The organism is Pseudomonas sp. NPDC089422 (assembly GCF_044749405.1).
Lineage (GTDB): Bacteria > Pseudomonadota > Gammaproteobacteria > Pseudomonadales > Pseudomonadaceae > Aquipseudomonas.
The window spans coordinates 109,879-124,932 of record NZ_JBIVHW010000009.1; the positions used below are offsets into that span (position 1 = coordinate 109,879).

Below are 15,054 nucleotides of genomic sequence, written 5' to 3' on the forward strand. Positions count from 1 at the left end.
GCGGGGCACCGAAGTGCCCCACTCGGGCTTAGTTGCCCGGGATTTCCAGAGGCGACTGCTGCGGCGTTTCCGCCTGTTGACGGCGTGCTGCCTCGAGGGCATCGGCTTCGGCCTTGGCACGTGCGTCTGCCTTGCGCTGCAGCTCATCGAGCTGCGAAGGGCTCAGCAGTTGCAGGCGCGCGACCATCGACTGCACCAGTTCGCGACGCATCTCTTCGCGCGAGCGCTGGGCTTCCTGATCGGAGCCGGTGATGTTGGAGCCGTCACGCACGTAAACCTTGCGCACTTCCACCTTGTCGCTCAGCAGCTCGAGGTTGTTCAGGCCCAGGATGCTGTAGTTGAGGGTGGTGGTGAGTTCGTACTCGGCGGCGCGGTTGCCACCGGTGTAGCTGGCCGAGCGCGAGTTTTCCTGCTCGTTGGTCAGTACCAGGCGATACGGTGCGCCAGCGTGGACTTTGACGCCACTGCGCTCAAGTACCTGGCGCAATTGCACCACGGTCTGGCCGTAGGCGTTGCGCGCGCTGACGTCCATTTCCTTGACGCTCAGTGCGTTGGTGCCGGTGCCGCGCAGCTGGAAACCGCAGGCGCTGAGCAGCACAGCCAGGCCTATTACCAGCAGATTGCGTTTGATCATGTTGTTGCTCCCTTGTGGGCCGATACCGCCCACCCGCACGGGGTGCAGGTGGGCGTTGCCATCAGTTGGCGACGATGTTGACCAGTTTGCCCGGTACCACGATGACCTTGCGGATGGTCAGGCCATCGATGAAGCGCAGGACGTTTTCGTTGCTGCGGGCAGCGGCTTCGACTTCCTCGCGGCTGGCGGCGGCCGGCATTTCCACCTGGCCGCGCAGCTTGCCGTTGACCTGCACCACCAGGGTGATGCTGTCCTGTACCAGGGCGCTCTCGTCGACGGCTGGCCAGCCAGCGTCGATGACGGCCTGGTCGTGGCCCAGCTGCTTCCACAGCTCGTGGGAGATGTGCGGGGTGATCGGCGCCAGCAGCAGGGTCACGGCCTCCAGGCCTTCCTGCAGCAGGGCACGGTCCTGTTCGGTGGCCTGCGGGGCCTTTTCCAGCACGTTCATCACGGTCATCACCTGGGCGATGGCGGTGTTGAACTTGTGGAACTGGCCCACGTCGGTGCTGGCCTGCTTGATCGCAGCGTGGATGGCGCGGCGGATGACTTTCTGTGCGTCGTCCAGGGCAGCGACGTCCAGCTTGCCCGGCAGGCCCTGGGCCACGTGAGCCTGGGCCAGGCGCCAGACGCGGCGCAGGAAGCGGCTGGCACCTTCGACGCCGGAGTCGGACCACTCCAGGCTCGCGTCAGGCGGCGAGGCGAACATCATGAACAGGCGGCAGGTGTCGGCACCGTACTGGTCGATCATCGATTGCGGGTCGACGCCGTTGTTCTTCGACTTCGACATCTTCTCGGTGCCGCCGATTTCCACCGGCAAACCGTCGGTTTTCAGGCGGGCGCCGATGATCTTGGCCTTGGCATCGCGCTCGATTTCGACGTCGGCCGGGTTGAACCAGTCCTTGCCGCCGTTGCTGGCGACGCGGTAGTAGGTCTCGGCGACCACCATGCCCTGGGTCAGCAGGTTCTTGAACGGCTCGTTGGAGGTGACCAGGCCCTCGTCACGCATCAGCTTGTGGAAGAAGCGCGCGTACAGCAGGTGCAGGATCGCGTGCTCGATACCACCGATGTACTGATCGACCGGCAGCCAGTGGTTGGCCGCTTTCGGGTCGACCATGCCACCTTCGTAGTTCGGCGAAGCGTAACGGGCGAAGTACCAGGACGACTCGACGAAGGTGTCCATGGTGTCGGTTTCGCGCTTGGCCGCGCTGCCGCATTTCGGGCAGCTGCATTCATAGAACTCAGGCATGCGAGCCAGCGGCGAACCGGCGCCGTCCGGCACCACGTTTTCCGGCAGGGTGACTGGCAGCTGGTCTTCCGGCACCGGCACGTCGCCACAGGATGGGCAGTGGATGATCGGGATCGGGCAGCCCCAGTAGCGCTGGCGGCTGATACCCCAGTCGCGCAGGCGGAACTGGGTACGCGATTTGCCCAGCTCCTTGCGGATCAGGGCCGCTTCGATGGCGTCGAAGGCGCCAGCGAAGTCCAGGCCGTCGAACTCGGCGGAGTTGATCAGCTGGCCATGCTCGCCATAGGCCGCCAGCCACTCGCTGCCGACGTCATCGCCCGCGCTGGTGCGCACCACGGCCTTGACCGGCAGGTTGTACTTGTGGGCGAACTCGAAGTCGCGCTCGTCGTGGGCCGGTACAGCCATCACGGCGCCATCGCCGTAGTGCATCAGCACGTAGTTGGCGACCCACACCGGCAGCTTCTCGCCGGTCAGCGGGTGCTCGACGAACAGGGAAGTGGGCATGCCCTTCTTCTCCTGGGTGGCCATGTCGGCCTCGGCGACGCTGCCGCTCTTGCATTCGTCGATGAACGCCTGCAGCGCCGGGTTGCCCTGGGCGGCCTGGGTAGCCAGCGGGTGCTCGGCGGCAACGGCGACGTAGGTGGCGCCCATCAGGGTGTCCGGACGGGTGGTGAAGACCTTCAAGGTGCCTTCGTGGCCAATGCTGGCCTGGTCGAACGGGAACTGCACTTCCATGCCGCGCGACTTGCCGATCCAGTTGCGCTGCATGGTCTTGACCTGCTCAGGCCAGCCCGGCAACTCGTCGAGGCTTTCCAGCAGCTCGTCGGCGTAATCGGTGATGCGGAAGTAGTACATCGGGATTTCGCGCTTCTCGATCAGCGCGCCCGAACGCCAGCCACGGCCGTCGATGACCTGCTCGTTGGCCAGTACGGTCTGGTCGGCCGGGTCCCAGTTCACGGTGCCGTTCTTGCGGTAGATGATGCCTTTTTCGAACAGGCGGGTGAACAGCCACTGTTCCCAGCGGTAGTAGTCCGGCTTGCAGGTGGTGACTTCACGTGCCCAGTCGATGGCCAGGCCCAGGCTCTTGAGCTGGGTCTTCATGTAGTCGATGTTTTCGTACGTCCACTTGGCCGGGGCGACGTTGTTCTTCATCGCCGCGTTTTCTGCCGGCATGCCGAAGGCGTCCCAGCCCATCGGTTGCAGGACATTCTTGCCCAGCATGCGCTGGTAGCGGGCAATCACGTCACCGATGGTGTAGTTGCGCACGTGGCCCATGTGTAGCTTGCCGCTCGGGTACGGGAACATCGACAGGCAGTAGTAGGTGTCCTTGCCTGGCTGTTCGGTAACAGCGAACGATTGTTGCTCGTCCCAGAAGTTCTGGGCGGCGGCTTCGATATCACGGGGCGTGTATTGTTCGTGCATGGCTACTTTTTGCTGAGAGAGAAGAGACCTTGTTCCAGGCAGCGGAACCTCGCTGCGTCCGGCACTCCGGTGTCGTTTTAGAGTGAACGCCGTAGCATACAGCAGCGCCGCGCATCGTGGGAAACCTTGATTGCGAATGCCCGCTGGTCGCGGCATCCGGCTGCTTTTTGCAGCAACGCTAAGCTCAGGTGTGGGGGGAGATATTCTTTATCTTCAATGAGGTGAACGGATGGGAGAGACGCAGCTACCCGCAATCAAACCGGAGCTTTACGAACGCCTGATCGACCGTCTTGGCCTGGCACTGGAAGTCGCCAGGACCTCGGTGAGATTACGCGACGAGATGCCAGCCGAGCTGGAGTTGCGTGGCTTGAGCCATGCAGAGTTCGAAGTGATCAAGGCCTACCTGGAGTCCCTCCCGGAACGCCGCAATGCCTGCGCCGGTAGTTTCCCGCAAGCGGAACCGGCAACGGCCAAGATTATCTGGCTCAAGGACAAGAAACGCCCCGCCAACTCGGCGAGATCCAGGACGCTGCCGCATCGCTAGCCGTTCAGGACGCCAGGCGCAGGCTATCGCGCGCCGGTTCTTCAACACACTTCCTTCGATCGACGCCGGCCCGGACTTGTTGACCGGCGTCGATCCTCTATAGGCTGCACGCCTTCCATGGAGGTGTGTCGATGCCGATCCGTTTCTTCGTCAAGCAATGGCTGATGCCGCCTGGCGTCCTGTTCCTGCTGCTGCTCGCGGCGTGGTGGTTGCGCAGGCGGCGGCCGCGGCTGGCGGCGTTGTGTTTTGCCGTGGGGCTGGGAGGCCTGTGGCTGATGAGCTTGCCGCTGGTGGTGCAGGAGTCTGCCCGCCTGCTTGAGACCGAACCGCCGCTGTCGACAGGGGATTGGGCCGGACTGGCGAGCAGGGCGGACGCCATCGTCGTGCTTGGCGCAGGGCGCGAACGCGGGGACCCGGCCTGGGGGGGAACTGACCAGCCTACGGTCACGGCCCTTGAGCGCATGCGTTTTGCTGCTCGGCTGGCGAAAGCCTCGGGGCTACCAGTGCTGACCAGCGGTGGCTTGCACTACGGTACGCCGCCTAGCGAAGCACAGTTGATGGCGGATCGCCTGCGCGAAGATTTCGCCGTTGAGGTGAAATGGAAGGAAGAAGCCAGCCGCACCACCTGGGAGAACGCCCAGTTGAGCGCCAAGGTGTTGCAGCCATTGGGTGTACGCCGGGTGGTGGTGGTGACCCAGGCGTGGCACATGCAGCGCTCGCGCTGGAGCTTCGAGCGGGCCGGGTTCGAGGTGGTGCCGGCGCCGGTGGGGTTCCTGGGGCGCGATCATGCACGGCCGTTTGGTGGGTTGCTGCCGGAGAGCCGGGCCATGTGGCAGAGCGGGCAGTTGCTCAATGAGGCGGTGGGGTTGCTGGGGTATCGGTTGTTCTACTGAACCTTGTGTCGCTTGTGCCGGCCTCTTCGCGGGTAAACCCGCGAAGAGGCCGGTGCATGAAGACTTAAACAGTCTTGGCTATACGGCCCGCCAGCAGCGCCCACCCCAGCAATAGCACACACAGAATGGCCAGCGGCCACGACCGCCACTGCAGGTAAGGCGTCAGCTGCTGCATCGGCACCACTTCGCCATACAGCACCGCCCGCTGGAACTGCGGCACTTCTGCGGTGATCCTGCCAAACGGGTCGATCAGTGCGGTCACGCCGTTGTTGGTGGCGCGGATCATCCAGCGGCCGGCCTCCAGTGCACGCATCTGCGCCATCTGCAGGTGCTGCAGCGGGCCGATCGAGGTGCCGAACCAGGTGTCGTTGCTGATGGTCAGCAGCAGGTCGCTGCGTGCGGCCAGGCCTGCAGCGAACTCGGGGTAGACCACTTCGTAGCAGATGAACGGCGCAATCTGGTAGCCCTTGGCCTGCAGCAGTGGCTGGTCCGCGGGGCCGCGGGCAAAGTCCGACATCGGCAGGTTGAAGAACTCGATCGCGCCACGCAGCATGTCCTGCAACGGCACATACTCGCCAAACGGCACCAGTTTCTGCTTGAGGTAGGTACCGTCGCCTTCGCCGGTCACGGTGACGCCGTTGTAATAGCGGCGCTGGTGATGCACCACTTCACGCACCGGCACGCCGGTGATCAGCGCCGAATGCCGGTCGGCAGCAAAGCGCCCCATCACATCGATGTAGCCCTGGGCCTGGTCCTTGAGCACCGGCACGGCGGTTTCCGGCCACACCAGCAGGTCTACCGGCCTGGAGCTGAAGCTCATGTCACGGTACAGCGCCAGCTGTGCGTCGATGTGCGCCGGGTCCCATTTCAGGTCTTGCTCGACGTTGCCCTGCAGGGCTGCAACCTTCAGTGGGTCGCCGGCTGGCTTGGTCCAGGCGTGGTCCTTGAGGGCCATGCCGATCACCCACGGCGCCAGCAGCAGTACTGCACCGATGGCCAGGAACGACGGGCGTTCGCGCAAGCGGTGCAGGTTGCACAGCAATGCGGCGCTCAGCGCCAGGACGAAGGAAATCAGCCACACGCCACCCAACGGCGCAAGGCCCGCCAGTGGGCCATCGAGCTGGCTGTAACCGGCATACAGCCAAGGGAAGCCGGTCAGGAACCAGCCACGGAAGGCCTCCTGCAGCAGCCACAGGGCGGCGAAGCACAGGGCGTCAGCCAGGGGCGCCTCGTTACGCCTGAACCAGCGCGCCCACAGCCAGGTGGGGAGGGCGAAGAACCAGGCGAGGGCGGCGAAGAACGCCAGCAGCAACACGATCGCCAGCAGCGGCGAGGCGCCGCCGTAGGTATTCATGCTGACGTAGATCCACCAGGTGCCTGCGCCGTAGAGGCCGAAGCCGAACCACCAGCCGCGCCACATGGCCTGGCGCGGGCTGAGCTCGCGCAGGCCAAGGTAGAGCAGGGCGATGGACAGCAGGGCCAGCGGCCAGATGTCGAACGGCGCCAGGGCCAGGAGGGTCGATGCGCCGGCCGCCAGGGCCAGCAGGTTACCGGGCCAGCCGGGGCGGGTGATCCAACGCATGTTTGTCCTTAGCGGGTGATCGGGGTCAGGCGCAGCAAGTGTATCCGCCGGCTGTCGGCATTGAGAATACGGAACTTGTAGGCGCCGATCTCGGTGGTCTCGTTGCGCTTGGGCAGGTGCCCGAAGGCGCTCATCACCAGGCCGCCGACGGTGTCGAACTCATCGTCCGAGAACTCGCTGTCGAAGAACTCGTTGAAGTTGTCGATCGGGGTCAGCGCCTTGACCAGGAAGTCGCCGCTGGGCAGCGGTTTGATGTAGCTGTCTTCCTCGACGTCGTGCTCATCCTCGATGTCGCCGACGATCTGTTCCAGCACGTCTTCGATGGTCACCAGGCCCGCCACGCCACCGTACTCGTCGATGACGATGGCCATGTGGTTGTGGTTGGCGCGGAACTCGCGCAGCAGCACGTTCAGGCGCTTGGACTCCGGCACGAAGGTAGCCGGGCGCAGCAGGTCCTTGATGTTGAAGCTGTCGCCGTTCTCCTTGAGGATCAGCGGCAGCAGGTCCTTGGCCAGCAGGATCCCGAGCACATCGTCATGGCTTTCGCCGATCACCGGGTAGCGCGAGTGGGCGGCGTCGATGACGGCCGGCAGGAACTCGCGCGGCGATTGGGTCGCCTTGATGCTGATCATCTGCGAACGCGGGACCATGATGTCGCGAACCTGCAGGTCGGCGACCTGGATGGCGCCTTCGACGATGGTCAGCGCTTCGCTGTCGAGCAGCTTGTTCTGATGGGCTTCGCGCAGCAGCTCGAGGAGCTCCTGGCGGTTTTTCGGCTCATGGGCAAAAGCCTGGGTCAGTTTACCCAGCCAGGACTTCTGCCCGTTGCTCGATCGATCTTCGCTCATGGCGGTTCTCGTGATCCTTCGTGTATCAGTGTGTGAGAGGTTCGTTTTCATCGTCGGCGTACGGGTCGGGGTGACCCAGTTCTGCCAGCAATTCCCGTTCCAGTGCTTCCATTTCCTCGGCCTCATCGTCTTCGATGTGGTCGTAGCCAAGCAGGTGCAGGCAACCGTGGATGACCAGGTGAGCCCAGTGCGCTTCCAGCGACTTGCCCTGTTCCGCCGCCTCGCGCTCGACCACCGGCACGCAGATCACCAGGTCGCCCAGCAGCGGGATATCGAGCAGGTCATCGGGCACGTCGGCCGGGAACGACAGCACATTGGTCGCGTAGTCCTTGTGCCGATAGGTGTGGTTGAGTTCGCGGCCTTCGGTTTCGTCGACCAGACGAATGGTCATTTCCGAATCGGCCGTGCGCTGGCGCAAGGCCAGTTCGCACCAGCGGCGGAAGGCGGCGTCATCCGGGGCGGCAGCATCCGTGGCCCGTTGCAGGTCGAGTTCAAGCATCTTTGCCGGGCGCCTCGGGCTTGGCCTGGCGCGCTTCGAAGCGGTCATAGGCCTCGACGATACGCTGCACCAGTGGGTGACGAACCACATCTTTGGGTTGGAAGTGGGTGAAACTGATCCCCGGTACGTCCCTGAGCACCTCGATGACATGGGCCAGGCCCGACTTGGTGCCGCGAGGCAGGTCGACCTGGGTGATGTCGCCAGTGATCACCGCGGTCGAGCCGAAGCCGATACGGGTGAGGAACATCTTCATCTGTTCGAGCGTGGTGTTCTGGCTTTCGTCGAGGATGATGAAGCTGTTGTTCAGGGTGCGGCCGCGCATGTAGGCCAGCGGGGCGATCTCGATCACCTGGCGCTCGATCAGCTTGGCCACGTGCTCGAAGCCGAGCATTTCGTACAGCGCGTCGTACAGCGGACGCAGGTACGGGTCGATCTTCTGGGCCAGGTCGCCAGGCAGGAAGCCGAGCTTTTCGCCCGCCTCGACTGCCGGGCGCACCAGCAGGATGCGGCGCACCTGCTCGCGCTCCAGGGCGTCGACGGCGCAGGCCACGGCAAGGTAAGTCTTGCCAGTACCGGCCGGGCCGATGCCGAAGTTGATGTCGTTACCCAGGATTTCCTTGACGTAGCGCTGCTGGTTGACACCGCGCGGGCGGATATTGCCCTTGCGCGTGCGCAGCGAGACGCTGACCTCGTTGACCGCCGGGTTGTCGATGTTCTCCACCGTCGACTCCTGCAGGTACAGGTGCACGGTTTCCGGCGACAGGTCATTCGCCTTGGTCTCGCGGTAGAGACGGCGCAGCAGCTGCTCGGCAGCAGACGTGGTCTTGGGTTCGCCGATCAGCTCGAATTGATTGCCGCGGTTGCGGATTTCAATGGCCAGGCGTTGTTCGATCAGGCGCAGGTGCTCGTCGAACTGGCCGCACAAGTTGGCGAAACGGTGGGCCTCGAAAGGTTCGAGGATGAAACGATGGGGTTGTATGGGTGCGTTCAAGGTCGTTTTTAGCCGCTCGACGGCAATGAATGTGAACTCAAGAATAACCCTTGAAGGGCAGTGGCGAAAGCACTGAAACGATCAAGGGTTGGTACAGGCCGTGTACCTGCGCGGGCCTGGGCCCGCTCTGCTATGATGCGCGCCTTTTCTTACGCATGTGTTATCCCGCCGAACATGAGCAAACGCGAACCCGCCATCTATAAAGTGATCTTCCTCAATCAGGGGCAGGTCTTCGAGATGTATGCCAAGCAGATCTACCAGAGCGACCTGTGGGGCTTTCTGGAAATCGAGGAGTTCGTTTTCGGCGAACGTACCCAGGTGGTGGTCGACCCGAGCGAAGAGAAGCTCAAGAACCAGTTCGAAGGGGTGGTCCGCAGTTTCGTGCCAATGCACTCGATCGTGCGCATCGACGAGGTGGAGCGCCTGGGCACGGCCAAGATCAGCGAGGCCAGGGCCAGCGGCAACGTGATGCCGTTCCCCATGCCGATGCCGGAGAAGTAAGGATCAGGGGAGTGGCGAGAACGGCGTGCGACCTTCGGCGTTCTGCAGCTCCAGCAGGTATTTGCGGAAGATCTGGCCGAGCACCTGGGTGGCGTGCTCCAGTTCGTCGCGCGGCATTTGCTCGGTCACTTCGTCAGCCATGTCCAGCGCATCCTCGGCGCCGTTGACCGCGGCCATCTTCAGCAGGATATAGGCCTGCACGTTGTTGGCCTTGACCCCTTCGCCATGGAAGAACATGGCGCCAAGGCGGTACTGGGCTTCGGCGTGGCCTTGCAGCGAGGCCTTCTCGAACCAGTCCAACGCCTTTTTCAGGTTTTTCGGCGTCAGCGTGTAGTAGTACTCGCCCAGCTCGAACTGTGCCTGGGCGTCCCCGGTCGCCGCTGTTTCCTCGCAGGCTTTCAGCGCGTTCTGCAGGTCTTCTGGCTGAACATTGAGCGTGCAGCGCCCCGTTGCCGGAATCAGCAACGAGTTACCGCCCTCCGCCAAGGCCAGCAGGGGCTGAAGAAGCAACAGGCAGCCCAAGGTCAGGGCGCGGCCGGTGCGGTTCATGGGGATCGACTTACCTCTGCAAAGCTGCGGCCAATGTCTCTGGTGGCACATTATGGGATAAGCAGCGCCAACCTTACAAAGTTTTACGCGAATTTCTGTCCGGGTGGGGAAGATAACTGATTGTGCAGGGGGATCTATTGCCTGTGCCGGCCTCTATGGGAGCGGGCTTGCCCGCGAAGAGGCCGGCACAGTTACCGCATTATTTCAACGCAGCGAATGCCCGCTCAGCTGCATCCAGGGTGATCTGCAGCTCTTTTTCACCGTGAGCGATCGACGTGAAGCCCGCCTCGAACGCACTCGGCGCCAGGTACACGCCACCGTCGAGCATCAGGTGGAAGAAGCGCTTGAAGCGTTCGGCATCGCTGGCCATCACGTCGTCGAAGGTGACGATGTCGTCGGCGCCACTGAAGTACAGGCCGAACATGGCACCCGCCTGGGTGGTGACGAACGGCACGCCCGCGGCATCGGCACGCTGCTGCAGGCCATCGAGCATGCGGCTGGTGAAGGCGGTCAGTTCGTCATGGAAGCCTGGGCGGCTGATCAGCTTCAGGGTGGTCAGGCCAGCGGCCATGGCCAACGGGTTGCCCGACAGCGTGCCGGCCTGGTAGACCGGGCCCAGCGGGGCGATGCAACCCATGATTTCGCGCTTGCCACCGAAGCAGCCGACCGGCATACCACCGCCGACGATCTTGCCGAAGGTCGACAGGTCCGGCTTGATCCCGTAGTAACCCTGGGCGCCGCCGAGCGAGACGCGGAAACCGGTCATCACTTCGTCGAAGATCAGTACCACACCGTGCTTGTCGCACTGCTCGCGCAGGCCTTCGAGGAAGCCAGGCGCCGGCGGCACGCAGTTCATGTTGCCAGCGACCGGTTCGACGATGATGCAGGCCACGGTCTGGCCGACTTCGGCGAGGGTCTTCTCGACCGCAGCGATGTCGTTGAACGGCAGGGTCAGGGTGTGCTTGGCGAAGTCCGCCGGTACGCCTGCCGAGCTCGGCACGCCCTGGGTCAGCAGGCCGGAACCGGCCTTGACCAGCAGGCTGTCGGAGTGGCCGTGGTAGCAGCCTTCGAACTTGATGATGGCATCACGGCCGGTGTAGCCGCGGGCCAGACGGATGGCACTCATGGTCGCTTCGGTGCCCGAGCTGACCATGCGCACCATTTCCATCGACGGCACCAGCGAGCAGACCAGGTCGGCCATCTCGGTTTCCATCGCGGTGGGTGCGCCGTAGGACAGGCCGTGTTCCAGCTGGCGGCGGACTGCATCGAGCACGTCCGGGTGGCCGTGGCCGAGGATCATCGGGCCCCACGAGCCAACATAGTCGACGTAGCGCTTGTCATCTTCGTCGACGACGTAGGCGCCTTCGGCATGCTTGAAGAACAGTGGGGTGCCGCCGACGCTCTTGAAAGCGCGGACCGGCGAGTTGACGCCGCCAGGGATGTGCTTCTGGGCTTGGGCGAACAGGGCTTCGGAACGGGACATGGGATCTTCTCTCGAAATCAGGAAGCGAACAGGGCGTTGAAGGCGCGGGCGCGGCGGGTGACTTCCTGCGCGCTGTCGGCACCGAACAAGCCGTGGATCACCGCCAGCAGATCAGCGCCATGGGCGATCAGCGGGGCGGCGTTGTCGAGGGTGATGCCGCCGATCACGGCGATCGGCAGCTTCACCTGGGCACGGGCCTGCTCCAGCAGATCGACGTTGGCAGCCGGCGCACCGGGCTTGGTGACGGAATTGAAAAAGCGGCCGAAGGCCACGTAGCTGGCACCTTCGCTGGCAGCCTGGGCGGCCAGCTCAAGGCTGGCGTGGCAGGTGGAGCCGATGATTGCCTGGCGGCCGAGCAGGGCGCGAGCCGGTGTCAGCGGGCCGTCGGTCTGGCCCAGATGCACGCCGACGCCCAGGCGTGCGGCCAGTTCGGCGTCGTCGTTGATGATCAGCTGGGTGCCGTAGCGCTCGCAGAGCTTCATCAGCGCTTCGGCCTCGCGCAGGCGGCGGGCGGCATCGTCGCTCTTGTCGCGGTACTGCAGCAGACACACACCGCCTTCCAGCGCGGCTTCGACGTGGGACAGGAAACGGCCGGCGAGCAGCTGGCTGTCGGTGATTGCGTACAGACCGCGTAGCTTCATTGAAAGCCTCGTATCAGGAGCAGAAATCCAGGGGCAGGCGGCGTGGGACGAACTGGCCCTTGCCCAACTGCTCGGCGTCGCGCAGGGTGCGCCAGGTGTAGTCCAGGGCGCTTTTCACCGCGCTTTGCAGTTGCTCGCCAAGGGCCAGGCGGCCGGCCAGGGCGCTGGCCAGGGTGCAGCCCGAACCGTGGTAGCTGCCCGGCAGACGCTGGCAGGTCCAGGTATGGCTCTGGCCGTCGCGGCTGTACAGGCGATTGTGGATTTCGTCCTCGTCGCCGTGACCACCGGTAATCAGCAGGTGTTTAATGTACGGCAACAGTTTTTCGGCACACTCGTCGGCAGTGCCTTCAGGCAGTTCGGCCAGGATACGCGCTTCTGGCAGGTTCGGCGTGGCGATGGTCGCCAGCGGCAGCAGGCGTTCGCGCAGGGCATAGCCGACTTCGTCCTTGCCCAGGCGGCCACCGCCACCGGCACGCAGCACCGGGTCGCAGACCAGCGGCAGGTGCGGGTGGGCACTGAGCAGTTCGGCGACGGTGTCGACCATGTCGATCGAGCCGAGCATGCCCAGCTTGACGGCGGCGACCGTGGAGTCGGCCAGCACGGCATTGGCCTGGGCCAGGACCCACTCGCGGTCGAGCACGCGGAAGTCGGAAACGTTGACGGTATCCTGCACGGTCAGGGCGGTCACGGTAGGTGCGGCGTGACAGCCTTGGGCGATCAGGGCTTCGATATCTGCCTGCAAGCCGGCGCCGCCACTTGGGTCGTGGCCGGAGAGACAGAGGACAACAGGGCGGGAGCTGTAGGTATTCATGGTCGGCGAGCTTACCACCAAACCCATTTGTGCGGATCGTCCTACAAACGAGATTTGCTGATCGATTGGTCAGATTTGCCTGTGTGTTGTCTCTGTAAGCATTGTTCTAGAGCCATTTCATTGAAAATTGGAGTGGCCCGTGGCCAGCGTTGAAAGCTATGCTAGAGTGCTCGGATAACTCGACAAACGGGCTCTGCCGGATTTCGTCGTCTCAAAAGGATCGGAGGCCATCGCGACGCGACCGGACAGGCCATGCTGGGGCTGTATGCGCTATTTGCTGATTGTGCTTCTGGGCTTGCTGCCCGTGCTGGCCGGAGCCGTCGAATTCGACGAGGCGACCCGGCACCTTCCATTGGGCAAAGTCATGCAGGTCTACGAGGACCGTGATGGCAGCGCCAGCATTGCCCAGGTCAGCGCGCCCATTTTCGCCAGCCGTTTCCGCACGCACTCCCAGGACGTGCTGAATGCCGGCTATTCGACTTCGGTGTTCTGGCTCAAGGTCGACCTCCACTACGTCGCCGCTGCCGATACGCTGCCGCGCCAGTGGTTGCTGGAACTGGCCTACCCACCCATGGACCATATCGAGCTGTACTTGCCGGGCAGTGATGGCAAGTTCCGACTGGCCCAGCGTACCGGCGACGCCTTGCCCTACGACAGCCGGCAGATCCGCCAGAACAATTACCTGTTCGAACTGCCACTGCAGCCCGGGCAGTCGACCACCGCCTACCTGCGCCTGCACAGTCAGGGTTCGCTGCAGGCACCGCTGGCGTTGTGGTCAGCCGAAGCCTACATGGAGGACCAGCCGACCCGCCTCTATGTGCTGGGCATGATCTACGGCGTGCTGCTGGTGATGGCGGTGTACAACCTGTTCATCTACTTCAGCGTGCGAGACGTCAGTTACCTCTACTACATCCTTTACATTGCCTCGTTCGGCTTTTATCAGGTGTCGGTCAATGGGGCAGGGGTTGCCTACTTCTGGCCGGACAGCCCGTGGTGGGCCAACGCCGCGACGCCTCTGTTCATCGGCGCTGCTGGCCTGTTCGGTTGCCAGTTCGCGCGTCACTTCCTGCAGTTGGGCAAAATCAGCCGCAGCTTCGACCGTCTGCTGCAGCTGTTGATGCTCGGGGGCGTGCTGGTGATGGTGTTGTCGGTGAGCATGCGCTACGGCATCGCCTTGCGCATGGCCACGGTGCTGGCACTGCTGTTTACCGTGAGTATCTTCGCCGCCGGCTTGTATGCCTGGGTACGCGGTCTGCGTGTGGCGCGCTGGTTCATCATTGCCTGGACGGCGTTCCTGCTGGGTGGGCTGGTCAATACCCTGATGGTGCTGGGTTACCTGCCCAACCTGTTCATCACCATGTATTCCAGCCAGCTGGGGTCGGCGCTGGAAGTGGCGTTGCTGTCGCTGGCGCTGGCCGACCGCATCAACAGCATGCGCGAGCAGCAGGCGAAGACCCTGCGTGATACCGGTGAGGCGTTGGAGCAGATGAACCAGCAACTGGCCAGGAGTAATCACCTGAAGGACGAGTTCCTCGCCACCGTTACCCACGAACTGCGCACACCGATGAATGGCGTGATCGGCTCGCTGGAGTTGATGCACACACTGCCCATGACTGCCGAGATGGCCCAGTACCACCGCACGGCGGTCGGCTCGGCTCAGGACATGATGGCCATGGTTGACGACATTCTCACCTTGACCGAGCTGCAGGCCGGCCGCGTGCGCCCGCAAGCGCTGCCGTTCAGCCTGCGGCGCACGCTGCAGGAGCTGCGTGCCGGTTATGCCGGAACGGCTTTGGGCAAGGGGTTGTACCTGAGCCTGGACATCCCCGCCGAGCTGCCGGACGAATTGCTCGGCGATGCGCAGAAAGTCGCTCGCTGCCTGGGCTGCCTGGTGGACAACGGCCTGAAGTTCACGCATCACGGAGGGGTGATGGTGCAGGTGCGCGGTCGCCGCCTTGGGCCCGACAGCCTGGCGTTGACCTTCACCATCAGTGACAGCGGCATCGGTTTCGATGACCTGGACCAGGCGATCCTCTATCAGCGTTTCTTCCAGGTCGATGGCTCGATGACCCGGCGCTATGGCGGGCTCGGTATTGGCTTGTCGATCTGTCGGCACATGGCCGAACTGCTCGACGCCAAGCTGTCCCATGAGTCGACGCGAGGATTGGGGAGCCGCTTCGAGTTGACCTTGAATGTGGCTATTGCCCAGGTGCAGATGCCGCCGGGGAGGGTGGTTTCGGGGGCTACGCGTTTTTAGGGTATGCCTTGAGAGGTTTGGCGCCTGTGAGATCTTGTGGCAAGCCCCTGGTGGCCCTCACCCGATCCCCGCATGAACCCGCCTGCCACCTGTTTAGTCATTATCGTCACTTTGACTGACCCGCAGGGAGTGCTTCACTGGGCCTTTCAGGCA

At 63.6% G+C, this 15,054-nt stretch carries 14 protein-coding genes; 4 read left to right on the plus strand and 10 right to left on the minus strand.

Annotated elements, in window-relative coordinates; translation table 11 throughout:
• Positions 1-28 precede the first annotated feature (28 nt).
• Both lptE and leuS read right to left on the minus strand, forming a co-directional pair.
• Positions 29-634 carry an LPS assembly lipoprotein LptE gene (gene lptE, locus ACIPZ8_RS18245; RefSeq protein WP_400725879.1) on the minus strand — a complete coding sequence of 202 codons (606 nt, stop codon included), beginning with the start codon at positions 632-634 and terminating at the stop codon, positions 29-31.
• A 61-nt stretch (positions 635-695) separates the two neighbouring features.
• Positions 696-3,302, minus strand: coding sequence for a leucine--tRNA ligase (gene leuS, locus ACIPZ8_RS18250; protein WP_400725880.1), 2,607 nt, complete (start codon positions 3,300-3,302; stop codon positions 696-698).
• 229 nt (positions 3,303-3,531) lie between these two features.
• On the opposite strand from leuS, the gene ACIPZ8_RS18255 reads away from it, so the two are divergent.
• Positions 3,532-3,846: a hypothetical protein gene (locus tag ACIPZ8_RS18255; protein WP_400725882.1), complete on the plus strand. Its 315-nt coding sequence runs from the start codon at positions 3,532-3,534 to the stop codon at positions 3,844-3,846.
• Between the two features lie 131 nt (positions 3,847-3,977).
• Positions 3,978-4,739, plus strand: a complete 762-nt coding sequence (locus tag ACIPZ8_RS18260) for a YdcF family protein (protein ID WP_400725884.1) — start codon at positions 3,978-3,980, stop codon at positions 4,737-4,739.
• Positions 4,740-4,803: 64 nt separating this feature from the next.
• On the opposite strand, the gene lnt is transcribed toward ACIPZ8_RS18260, so the two are convergent.
• The 4 genes from lnt to ACIPZ8_RS18280 are packed head-to-tail and all read right to left on the minus strand — an operon-like array spanning position 4,804 to position 8,659.
• Positions 4,804-6,321: an apolipoprotein N-acyltransferase gene (gene lnt / locus ACIPZ8_RS18265; protein ID WP_400725886.1), complete on the minus strand. Its 1,518-nt coding sequence runs from the start codon at positions 6,319-6,321 to the stop codon at positions 4,804-4,806.
• A gap of 8 nt (positions 6,322-6,329) precedes the next feature.
• On the minus strand, positions 6,330-7,169 hold the full coding sequence (locus ACIPZ8_RS18270) for an HlyC/CorC family transporter (RefSeq protein WP_027917759.1): 840 nt from the start codon (positions 7,167-7,169) through the stop codon (positions 6,330-6,332).
• A gap of 25 nt (positions 7,170-7,194) precedes the next feature.
• Positions 7,195-7,668: an rRNA maturation RNase YbeY gene (gene ybeY / locus ACIPZ8_RS18275; protein WP_400725888.1), complete on the minus strand. Its 474-nt coding sequence runs from the start codon at positions 7,666-7,668 to the stop codon at positions 7,195-7,197.
• The gene (locus ACIPZ8_RS18280) at positions 7,661-8,659 is read right to left on the minus strand and encodes a PhoH family protein (RefSeq protein ID WP_400725891.1); all 999 of its coding nucleotides are present in this window, start codon (positions 8,657-8,659) and stop codon (positions 7,661-7,663) included. Before ACIPZ8_RS18280 ends, ybeY begins: the two co-directional genes overlap by 8 nt.
• A 174-nt stretch (positions 8,660-8,833) precedes the next feature.
• Between ACIPZ8_RS18280 and ACIPZ8_RS18285 the strand changes: the two genes are divergently transcribed.
• Complete coding sequence (locus tag ACIPZ8_RS18285; RefSeq protein ID WP_400725893.1) at positions 8,834-9,160, plus strand: DUF1820 family protein; 327 nt, start codon at positions 8,834-8,836, stop codon at positions 9,158-9,160.
• A 3-nt stretch (positions 9,161-9,163) separates the two neighbouring features.
• Here ACIPZ8_RS18285 and ACIPZ8_RS18290 read toward each other — a convergent pair whose 3' ends face one another.
• The 4 genes from ACIPZ8_RS18290 to ACIPZ8_RS18305 all read right to left on the minus strand — a co-directional run bounded on the left by ACIPZ8_RS18290 (position 9,164) and on the right by ACIPZ8_RS18305 (position 12,644).
• A complete protein-coding gene (locus tag ACIPZ8_RS18290) occupies positions 9,164-9,709 on the minus strand; it encodes a tetratricopeptide repeat protein (protein WP_152956212.1) in 546 nt (181 codons plus the stop codon).
• 199 nt (positions 9,710-9,908) lie between these two features.
• Complete coding sequence (gene hemL / locus ACIPZ8_RS18295) at positions 9,909-11,192, minus strand: glutamate-1-semialdehyde 2,1-aminomutase (RefSeq protein WP_103448849.1); 1,284 nt, start codon at positions 11,190-11,192, stop codon at positions 9,909-9,911.
• 17 nt (positions 11,193-11,209) lie between these two features.
• A complete protein-coding gene (gene thiE / locus ACIPZ8_RS18300) occupies positions 11,210-11,833 on the minus strand; it encodes a thiamine phosphate synthase (RefSeq protein ID WP_159408760.1) in 624 nt (207 codons plus the stop codon).
• 13 nt (positions 11,834-11,846) lie between these two features.
• Entirely contained in the window at positions 11,847-12,644 is a 798-nt protein-coding gene (locus ACIPZ8_RS18305; protein ID WP_400726165.1) for a hydroxymethylpyrimidine/phosphomethylpyrimidine kinase, read from the minus strand.
• Between the two features lie 265 nt (positions 12,645-12,909).
• Here ACIPZ8_RS18305 and ACIPZ8_RS18310 point away from each other — a divergent pair, with 265 nt between their 5' ends.
• Positions 12,910-14,901: a 7TM diverse intracellular signaling domain-containing protein gene (locus ACIPZ8_RS18310; RefSeq protein ID WP_400725898.1), complete on the plus strand. Its 1,992-nt coding sequence runs from the start codon at positions 12,910-12,912 to the stop codon at positions 14,899-14,901.
• Positions 14,902-15,054 lie beyond the last annotated feature (153 nt).

Coding starts and splice junctions, on each gene's coding strand:
- lptE (WP_400725879.1), bottom strand. CDS start 634: ATGATCAAACGCAATCTGCTGGTAATAGGCCTGGCTGTGCTGCTCAGC.
- leuS (WP_400725880.1), bottom strand. CDS start 3,302: ATGCACGAACAATACACGCCCCGTGATATCGAAGCCGCCGCCCAGAAC.
- ACIPZ8_RS18255 (WP_400725882.1), top strand. CDS start 3,532: ATGGGAGAGACGCAGCTACCCGCAATCAAACCGGAGCTTTACGAACGC.
- ACIPZ8_RS18260 (WP_400725884.1), top strand. CDS start 3,978: ATGCCGATCCGTTTCTTCGTCAAGCAATGGCTGATGCCGCCTGGCGTC.
- lnt (WP_400725886.1), bottom strand. CDS start 6,321: ATGCGTTGGATCACCCGCCCCGGCTGGCCCGGTAACCTGCTGGCCCTG.
- ACIPZ8_RS18270 (WP_027917759.1), bottom strand. CDS start 7,169: ATGAGCGAAGATCGATCGAGCAACGGGCAGAAGTCCTGGCTGGGTAAA.
- ybeY (WP_400725888.1), bottom strand. CDS start 7,668: ATGCTTGAACTCGACCTGCAACGGGCCACGGATGCTGCCGCCCCGGAT.
- ACIPZ8_RS18285 (WP_400725893.1), top strand. CDS start 8,834: ATGAGCAAACGCGAACCCGCCATCTATAAAGTGATCTTCCTCAATCAG.
- ACIPZ8_RS18290 (WP_152956212.1), bottom strand. CDS start 9,709: ATGAACCGCACCGGCCGCGCCCTGACCTTGGGCTGCCTGTTGCTTCTT.
- hemL (WP_103448849.1), bottom strand. CDS start 11,192: ATGTCCCGTTCCGAAGCCCTGTTCGCCCAAGCCCAGAAGCACATCCCT.
- thiE (WP_159408760.1), bottom strand. CDS start 11,833: ATGAAGCTACGCGGTCTGTACGCAATCACCGACAGCCAGCTGCTCGCC.
- ACIPZ8_RS18305 (WP_400726165.1), bottom strand. CDS start 12,644: ATGAATACCTACAGCTCCCGCCCTGTTGTCCTCTGTCTCTCCGGCCAC.
- ACIPZ8_RS18310 (WP_400725898.1), top strand. CDS start 12,910: ATGCGCTATTTGCTGATTGTGCTTCTGGGCTTGCTGCCCGTGCTGGCC.